This is a genomic window from Intrasporangium sp. (genome assembly GCF_036566125.1).
GTDB lineage: Bacteria > Actinomycetota > Actinomycetes > Actinomycetales > Dermatophilaceae > Intrasporangium.
In genome coordinates this window covers 1-7,736 of record NZ_DATCWX010000259.1, presented here as the reverse complement: position 1 = coordinate 7,736, position 7,736 = coordinate 1, and the positions used below count along the sequence as shown (strand labels likewise).

The window sequence follows — 7,736 nt, the reverse complement described above, 5'->3', positions numbered from 1 at the left end:
GCGCCGCTGCGATCCGGGCCGCCGGTCGCCCCGTCCCGCCGAGGCGCCCGGCCCACAGCGGGTCGCGGACCAGGTCGGAGAGCAGCTCGTCACTCGACCGGCCACCTCCCCCGCCGAGCTCTTCCTGCCGGAGCAGCCGGCGCAGTCGCCGCAGCCCAACCGCATCGGACCCCCCGATCGGCGAGAGGACGAGATCGGCCACCCGCACCGGGTCGACGACGTGCCCCGGATCGCGAGCCACCGCGACGGCTTCCTCGAGCAGGGCAAGCAGCGGGCGCACGGCGACCTCGTCCCGGACGGGCGTCTCCGCGCTGGCGGCGGTGACCGGCACGCCGGCCTGGGCAAGAGTGCGACGCAGGGACGCCGCGCGAGCGCTTCCCCGGACGACCACGGCCATGTCCGTCCACGGCATCCCCTCGACCAGGTGGGCGCGTCGCAGGACCGCAGCGATATGGCTCGTCTCCTGCGCGACGGAGCGAAGCAGCGCGACGTCGACCTGCCCGGCAGCACCGAGTGTCGTGAACCTGCGCTGCTCACCACCGCCGAGCGCCCCGATCCGGCGCGTGACCCGGTTGGCCACGGCGGCGACGGCCTCAGGCAGCCGGTGCCCACGGTCGAGCACCACCGTCTCCCGACCAGCCCCGGGGGCTGAGCCGAGGTCTTCCCAGCCGCTCGCGAGGAAGCGCGGATCGGCGCCGCGGAAGGTCTGGACCGCCGAGTCCGGATCTCCGATGAGCACGATCCGTGTGCCGCCGCGCGCGATGACTCGAAGCAGCCGGGCTGCTGCGGAGGTCATCTCCTGGGCATCGTCGACGACGACGAAGCGCAGGCTCTCATGCAGGCGCGCGAGCGCCGAGGGGACGTCCTCGAGCACATCGGCGGCCGCGGTGAGCACCCAGGCGGGGTCATAGGAACCGTGCCTGCTCAGCGAGGTCACCTCGTCGTACTCGCGCAGGACCCGCGCAGCGGCGACCCACTCGGGTCGGCCGAGCTCGCGGCCGAGGCGGTGCAGATCCTCGGGACCCTGGCCGTGCTCGACGGCGCGCATGAGGAGGTCGCGCAGCTCGTTGCGGAAGCCGCGGGTGGTGAGCGCGTCCCGAACGGAGGCCGGCCACTCCGGGGCGGGGGCGTCTCCAGACGCATGACCGGCGAGGAGGTCGCGGAGAATCGCGTCCTGCTCGGGGCCGTTGAGCAGCCTCGGCGCCGGGTCGCCGCGCAGCGCCGCCTCGGCGCGCAGAATGCCGAAGCCGAGGGCCTGCCACGTGCGAGCGAGCGGCAGCGTCGACGTGCCCCCGAGCCGGGTCGTCACCCGCTGTCGCAACACCCCTGCGGCAGCCCGGGTAGCGGCCACGACAAGGCACTCGTCCGGGCGGGCGCCCTTCGAAACGGTGTGGACGACGAGCTCCACCGCGAGGGTCGACTTGCCCGTCCCGGGACCACCCAGGATGCGCAGCACGGCGGCGGTGGAGTCGACCGCACGCTGTTGGGACTCGTCGAGGCACACCTCCGCGACCCGCTGCGCCGGTGCACGTCGGAGGATGACCACGGCAGGATTCCATCACGAGCGTCCGACATACCGTGGACCCACCGAGCGCCACTGGCGGCGTGTCGTCACGATGCAGCCGTATGCCGCTCAACCCGCCCCGTGCCCGACGGACCGTGGGCAGGTGGCGGGCTCAGCGGCATACGGCATGAGGGTTTGACCGTCACTGGGCAACGAGCTCCACCTCGAAGCCCTCGGTGCTCTCGAGGTAGGCGGCGTAGTGGTCGGCACCACCCGCGAAGGGGTGGCGGTCGGCGAACATCAGCGTCCACCCTCCCTCGTCGCAGTCGGCGACGACGGCCTCGACGTCACCACGTGAGCCGGCGTGGAAGGCGAGGTGGTTGAGTCCCGGGCGGACGCGGTCGTGCCGGCCCGGTGCCACGTCGGGACCGGACTCGATGACGAGGTAGAGCGACCCCAGCTCCCAGGCCTGCCCATGGCCCCAGTCGTCACCGAGTCGGTAGCCGAGCCGGCCGAGCAGCCAGCCCCACTCGCGCTTGGCCGCGGCGATGTCGGCTACCCAGAGCTCGACGTGGTGGAGCGCGCCTCGCGAGCCATCAGGCCCGGGCGAGGCCCGGGGAATGGACCAGCGCGCCCTGGCCATGTCCGCGCGGCCCCCGTCGACGAGGCCACGGACCATGGGCGTGCCCTCGGCGCGCCAGTGCTCGATGGCGATGGCGTCGTGCCCCTGGGGCGGGCGACCGTCGGCGCGGATCACGCGCCACCAGGGGACGTCGGACCCGTAGCGGCTCATGACGGTGCCGACGTTCCGGGCGCCACCCTCGCCGAGCGCTCGGGCGATGTCGCCGTAGGCAACGACACGCCCGGGTGGGATCTGCGCGACGACCTCGAGGACCCGCTGCGCGTACTGCTCCATCAGTACTCCGGCTGGCTGGAGTCGATCTCCCGCAGGTAGGCGATGACGCCGCCCGCGACGTTGGCCACGTCGGTGTAACCGGCTCGAAGCGCGAGGCGGGTCGCCTCGGCTGAGCGGCCACCGACCTTGCAGTGGATGAGCACCCGACGGTCGCGGGGCAGGTCGTCCCAGGCCGTGCCGCTGCGGAAGCGGTCGAGGTGGATAGGGACGGCCCCGGGGATGGAGGCGATGGCCCGCTCCTCCGGGCCGCGCACGTCGACGAGCAGCGGCGGGTCGCTCGCGGCGAGCTCGTCGGCCAGCTGCCGGACGGAGACCTCCGGGACGGCTCCTTCGTCGGCGGCGGGCGCCCCGGGCACTCCACAGAACTCGACGTAGTCGATCAGCTCGGTGACCGAGGGGTTCTCCCCACAGACGGGGCAGGACGGGTCGGCCAGAACCGTCAGTGTGTCCCAGGTCTGGCGCAGGGCATCGTGGACGAGGAGGCGGCCGGTCAGCGGCTCGCCGATCCCGAGCAGGAGCTTGATGGCCTCGGCCGACTGGACCGATCCAATTGCGGCACAGATGACTCCGAAGACGCCGCCCTCGGCGCAGCTCGGGACGGCTCCCGGAGGGGGCGGCTCCGGGAAGACGCAGCGATAGCACGGCCCATGGCCCTTCCACCACACCGACACCTGGCCGTCGAAGCGGAGGATCGAGCCCCAGACGTGCGGCTTGCCCAACAGGACGCAGGCGTCGTTGACGAGGTAGCGCGTCGGGAAGTTGTCCGTGCCGTCGACGACGACGTCGTAGTCGCGGATGACATCGAGGGCGTTGCTCGAGTCGAGCGTCACGTCGTGGCGGACGACGTCGACGTGCGGGTTGGCGCGGTGGACGGCGGACTCGGCGGACTCGGTCTTGGGCCGGCCGAGGTCGGCGTCCGAATGGATGACCTGACGATGCAGGTTCGTCAGCTCGACGACATCCGCGTCGACGACTCCGATCGTCCCGACCCCGGCCGCTGCGAGGTAGAGCAGCGCGGGCGAGCCGAGGCCACCGGCACCGACGACGAGGACCTTGGCGGCGGCGAGTCGCTCCTGCCCCTCGCGGCCCACGCCCGGGATGAGGACGTGCCTGGCGTAGCGGGTGACCTCTTCCCCCGACAGCGGTCGACCCGTCTTGACCAGTGGTTCGAACGGCATGCCACCACGGTACTGGTCGGTATGGTGAGAACGACATCGTCGTCCGACCGTCGCCGGCCGGCGGCGCGGAGGGCCCGATGCCCGAGTTGAAGCAAGAGGTTCCATGCCCGACGACACGCCGACTGTGCAGCCCCCGACGCAGCCCACGATGCAGCGCGGTCAGCGATTGCCGCGCTCCGAGCGTCGGGCCCAGTTGCTCGACGCCGCCCTCGGCGTCTTCGTGGAGAACGGGTACCACCAAGCCGCGATGGATGACATCGCCGCTCGCGCGGGTGTGTCGAAGCCGGTTCTCTACCAGCACTTCCCCGGCAAGCTCGAGCTCTACCTCGCCCTCGTCGACCAGCACTCGACCGAGCTGGAGAAACTCGTCCGCGACGCGCTCGCCCTCAAGGACAACAAGGCGCGGATCAACACGATGGTCAACGCGTACTTCGACTTCGTCGCCCAGGAGGGCGCAGCCTTCCGCCTCATCTTCGAGTCGGACCTCGCCAACGAGCCGGAGGTGCGCAAGCGGCTCGACCAGGTCGACCTCACGTGCGCCGAGGCCATGGCCGACATCATCCGGGCCGAGACGTCGATGGACCACGACGAGGCCGTGCTCGTCGGCGTGGGGCTCGTCGGGCTGGCACAGACCTCGGCGCGGCACTGGCTCGACCACGTCGACACCATCACCAAGGAGACCGCGATCCGGATCACGAGTGGGCTGATCCGCCGCGGCTTCGGCGCCTTCCCGGCGGTCGGCAAGGGCGGCAAGGCGGGACGGGAATCGGTCGGATCGACCGCTGGTTAAGGTGGTCAAGAGGGACGATCCGATCGGCCCCGACTGACGACGAGAAAGAGGTTGACCGTGGAGGTCCGCATCGGCGTGCAGCACGTGGCACGCGAGATCACCTTCGAGACGACGCTGACCGCCGACGAGCTCGTCGCGGCGGTCAAGGCTGCGCGCTCGGCCGAGCTGCTCGAGCTCACTGACGACAAGGGCGGCCGCATCATGGTGCCGAGCGCCTCGATCGGCTATGTGACCACCGGAGCGGAGCGCAAGACCGGGGTCGGCTTCGGCGTCCACTGAGGGGGGCGTTCCGGCGACTTCGCCTGGCTCCGTCAGCTGCGGTCAGCCGACCCGATACGGGACCGCAACCGAAATGATCCCGAATTGTTCTCTTTCATAACGGAATGAGCTCGGCGTGGTTCAAGCCGCGCGTGTGGGTACGTGCTTGGGTGGAGACGGGCCGGGACAGCCGGTCCGCTAACGCCCATGGTGGGCTTTGTTAGGAGGAGCTGCATGCTTGGGGCAATCATTGGGGCCATCATCGCTGGCTTGATCATCGGTGCCCTGGGACGACTCATTCTCCCGGGCAAACAGAACATCTCGATCCTCATGACCATCGTCATCGGCATCGTCGCCTCGCTCGCCGCCACGTTCATTCTCGGTTCCATCTTCGGATACGAGAACGACAACGGCGGAGTGCAGTGGTGGTACTGGATCGTCGGTGCCATCCTCGCCGCGCTCGGCATCATGCTTTACGGCCGGATGTCCCGTCGGCCCGTGTGACGACTGGCTCTCGTCTGGAACGAGGCTCCCTGAGGACCCGGCCGTGCTGGCCGGGTCCTCGGCCTTTCTCGGCAAGCGATCTCGCTGACGGCATCCCTCGGGCGCGTCGATGATTCAGGCGGACAGTCCGAGCCGCTCCATGCGTTCGGTGTGCTTGTCGGTGAGCCGGACGAACATCCGGCCGAGTTCGGCGAGGTCCGCGCCACCGCTGCCCGGGGCGCCGACCAGAAGGCCGGCCAGCGCATCCCGTTCGACGCCGACTCGCTGGGCCTGCGTGATCGCCTCGCCGACGAGGCGGCGTCCCCACAGCGCGAGCCGTCCGGCAACCCTCGCGTCCTCGGTGATGGCCTGGCGGACCGCCGAGACCGCAAAGTCCGCCTGGCCTTGGTCCTCGAGCACGGCAAGGACCAGCGCCTTGGTGTCCTCGTCGACGTAGTTGGCGATCTCCCGGTAGAAGTCCTGGGCGATGCCGTCGCCGACGTAGGCCTTGACCAGGCCCTCGAGCCAGTCGTTGGCTGTGGTGCGCGTGTGAAAGGCATCGACAGCCTCGACGAACGGTTGCATCGCCTCCTGCGGGTCGGCACCGAGGTCGGCGAGTCGCTCCCGGAGCAGCCTGAAGCTGCGCAACTCGTGCGCCGCGAGGAGCGCGATGGCGGACTTGTGGCCCAGCGTCGGGGCGAGCTCGGAGTCCCTGGCCAGCTGGGAGAAGGCCCGCAACTCGCCGTAGGCCAGCGCACCCAGCAGGTCGACCACGGCCGCCCGGTACGCGGAGTCGCTCAGGTCGCGGTCTGGTTGCCGCCGCTGTACGCGGCCTTCGGCGTCGCTCATGGCGCCAATCTAGTGAACGGCTGGTGTCGAGAAGATGGGGCGTCGTCGGGAAGCGGACAGTCGCGCACGCACGTACCGGTAGACTGGGTGAGACCATGCGGTGCCCGGTCGGCTCGATGACCATCTCAGACCATCTCAGCCCGTCTCAGACCAACGGACTGACTCCCCGATCGGCCCGGAGTACGACTCCTGCACTGAGCTCCCGCATTCGCGTGTGGTGCTCGTGCCGATCGAAAGACAGTGATGACCCAGTCCAGCGACACCGCGCACCCGCCTGCCCCCGAGCTCACGTTCGGGGACTTCGACGTCCACGCCGACATCATCTCGGCCCTGGCCGAGGCCGGGATCACCCATCCGTTCCCCATCCAGGCGATGACCCTGCCCGTGGCGCTGGCTGGCCACGACATCATCGGCCAGGCCAAGACCGGGACGGGGAAGACCCTCGGCTTCGGCGTGCCCATTCTCAACAGCATCGTCGCCCCCGGCGACGAGGGGTACCAAGCGCTGACGCGTCCCGGGAAGCCCCAGGCGCTCGTCGTCGTCCCGACGCGTGAACTCGCCGTCCAGGTGGCCGGCGACCTCGAGCGCGCGGGGAAGAACCGTGGCATTCGCGTGCTCACCGTGTACGGCGGTCGTGCCTACGAGCCGCAGGTCGAGGCCCTCCAGCGTGGGGTGGAGGTCGTCGTCGGTACCCCGGGGCGGCTCATCGACCTCTCGAAGCAGGGCCGCCTCGACCTGTCCCAGGCCAAGGTCGCCGTCCTCGACGAGGCCGACGAGATGCTCGACCTCGGCTTCCTCCCGGACGTCGAGACACTGATGGCGCTCACGCCGCCGTCACGCCAGACCATGCTCTTCTCGGCGACGATGCCGGGAGCGATCGTGGCGCTCGCCCGCCGCTACATGACCCAGCCCACCCACATTCGCGCCATGGGTGACGGGACGGAGAACGCCCACACGGTCAAGGCCGTCGAGCAGTTCGTCTTCCGGGCTCACGCGCTCGACAAGGTCGAGATGCTGGCCCGGATCCTCCAGTCCAGGGACCGGGGGCTCACGATCATCTTCAGCCGGACGAAGCGGACGGCGGCGAAGGTCGCCGAGGACCTCGTCGACCGGGGCTTCGCCGCTGCCGCCATCCATGGCGACCTCGGCCAGGGAGCGCGCGAGCAGGCGCTGCGGGCCTTCCGCAAGGGCAAGGTGGACATCCTCGTCGCCACCGACGTCGCCGCGCGCGGGATCGACGTCGAGAACGTCACCCACGTCATCAACTTCCAGTGCCCGGAGGACGAGAAGACCTACCTGCACCGGATCGGCCGCACGGCCCGGGCGGGCAACACCGGGGTCGCGGTCACGTTCGTCGACTGGGACGACCTGCACCGCTGGGCGCTGATCAACAAGGCGCTCGACCTCGGCATCCCCGAGCCGCAGGAGACCTACTCCAGCTCCGAGCACCTCTACGTCGACCTCGACATCCCGGCAGAGGCCAAGGGCTTCCTCGGCAAGTCGGAGCAGACCCGCGCGGGCCTCGACGCCGAGGAGATCGAGGACCTCGGCGAGACGGGCGGGCGTCACGGCAAGGGCCGGTCCGCGGACCGAGGAGCACGACGGCAACCGGGGACGGGTCGCCGCGATGCCTCGAGTGACGGCAGAAGCGAAGCGGAGAGCCGTCCCAAACGCGCTCGCAACCGGCGCCGCACGCGAGGAGCCGGGGCTGCCGTGGCGGGCGCCGGCGCTGCGAGCGTCGCATCCGACTCGAACGGC

8 protein-coding genes are annotated in these 7,736 nt (G+C 70.4%); 4 read left to right on the top strand and 4 right to left on the bottom strand.

Translation table 11 applies throughout. The features are described from left to right. The 3 genes from VIR15_RS15955 to moeB all read right to left on the bottom strand — a co-directional run. On the bottom strand, positions 1-1,546 hold a 1,546-nt coding region (locus VIR15_RS15955), incomplete at its 3' end, for a UvrD-helicase domain-containing protein (RefSeq protein ID WP_331929488.1). A 160-nt stretch (positions 1,547-1,706) separates the two neighbouring features. Next, a complete protein-coding gene (locus VIR15_RS15950; RefSeq protein ID WP_331929486.1) occupies positions 1,707-2,420 on the bottom strand; it encodes an MGMT family protein in 714 nt (237 codons plus the stop codon). Beyond that, positions 2,420-3,598 carry a molybdopterin-synthase adenylyltransferase MoeB gene (gene moeB / locus VIR15_RS15945; protein ID WP_331929484.1) on the bottom strand — a complete coding sequence of 393 codons (1,179 nt, stop codon included), beginning with the start codon at positions 3,596-3,598 and terminating at the stop codon, positions 2,420-2,422. The genes VIR15_RS15950 and moeB overlap by 1 nt, the downstream gene beginning before the upstream one ends. A gap of 103 nt (positions 3,599-3,701) precedes the next feature. Between moeB and VIR15_RS15940 the strand changes: the two genes are divergently transcribed. The 3 genes from VIR15_RS15940 to VIR15_RS15930 all read left to right on the top strand — a co-directional run bounded on the left by VIR15_RS15940 (position 3,702) and on the right by VIR15_RS15930 (position 5,150). Further along, positions 3,702-4,388, top strand: a complete 687-nt coding sequence (locus VIR15_RS15940) for a TetR/AcrR family transcriptional regulator (RefSeq protein ID WP_331929482.1) — start codon at positions 3,702-3,704, stop codon at positions 4,386-4,388. A gap of 57 nt (positions 4,389-4,445) precedes the next feature. Then, positions 4,446-4,667: a DUF3107 domain-containing protein gene (locus VIR15_RS15935; protein ID WP_331929480.1), complete on the top strand. Its 222-nt coding sequence runs from the start codon at positions 4,446-4,448 to the stop codon at positions 4,665-4,667. A 213-nt stretch (positions 4,668-4,880) separates the two neighbouring features. Beyond that, positions 4,881-5,150: a GlsB/YeaQ/YmgE family stress response membrane protein gene (locus VIR15_RS15930; RefSeq protein ID WP_331929478.1), complete on the top strand. Its 270-nt coding sequence runs from the start codon at positions 4,881-4,883 to the stop codon at positions 5,148-5,150. A gap of 114 nt (positions 5,151-5,264) precedes the next feature. Here VIR15_RS15930 and VIR15_RS15925 read toward each other — a convergent pair whose 3' ends face one another. After that, positions 5,265-5,978: a ferritin-like fold-containing protein gene (locus VIR15_RS15925; RefSeq protein WP_331929476.1), complete on the bottom strand. Its 714-nt coding sequence runs from the start codon at positions 5,976-5,978 to the stop codon at positions 5,265-5,267. Positions 5,979-6,221: 243 nt separating this feature from the next. Here VIR15_RS15925 and VIR15_RS15920 point away from each other — a divergent pair. After that, positions 6,222-7,736, top strand: a 1,515-nt coding sequence (locus tag VIR15_RS15920) for a DEAD/DEAH box helicase (RefSeq protein WP_331929474.1), incomplete at its 3' end; no start/stop codon positions are given.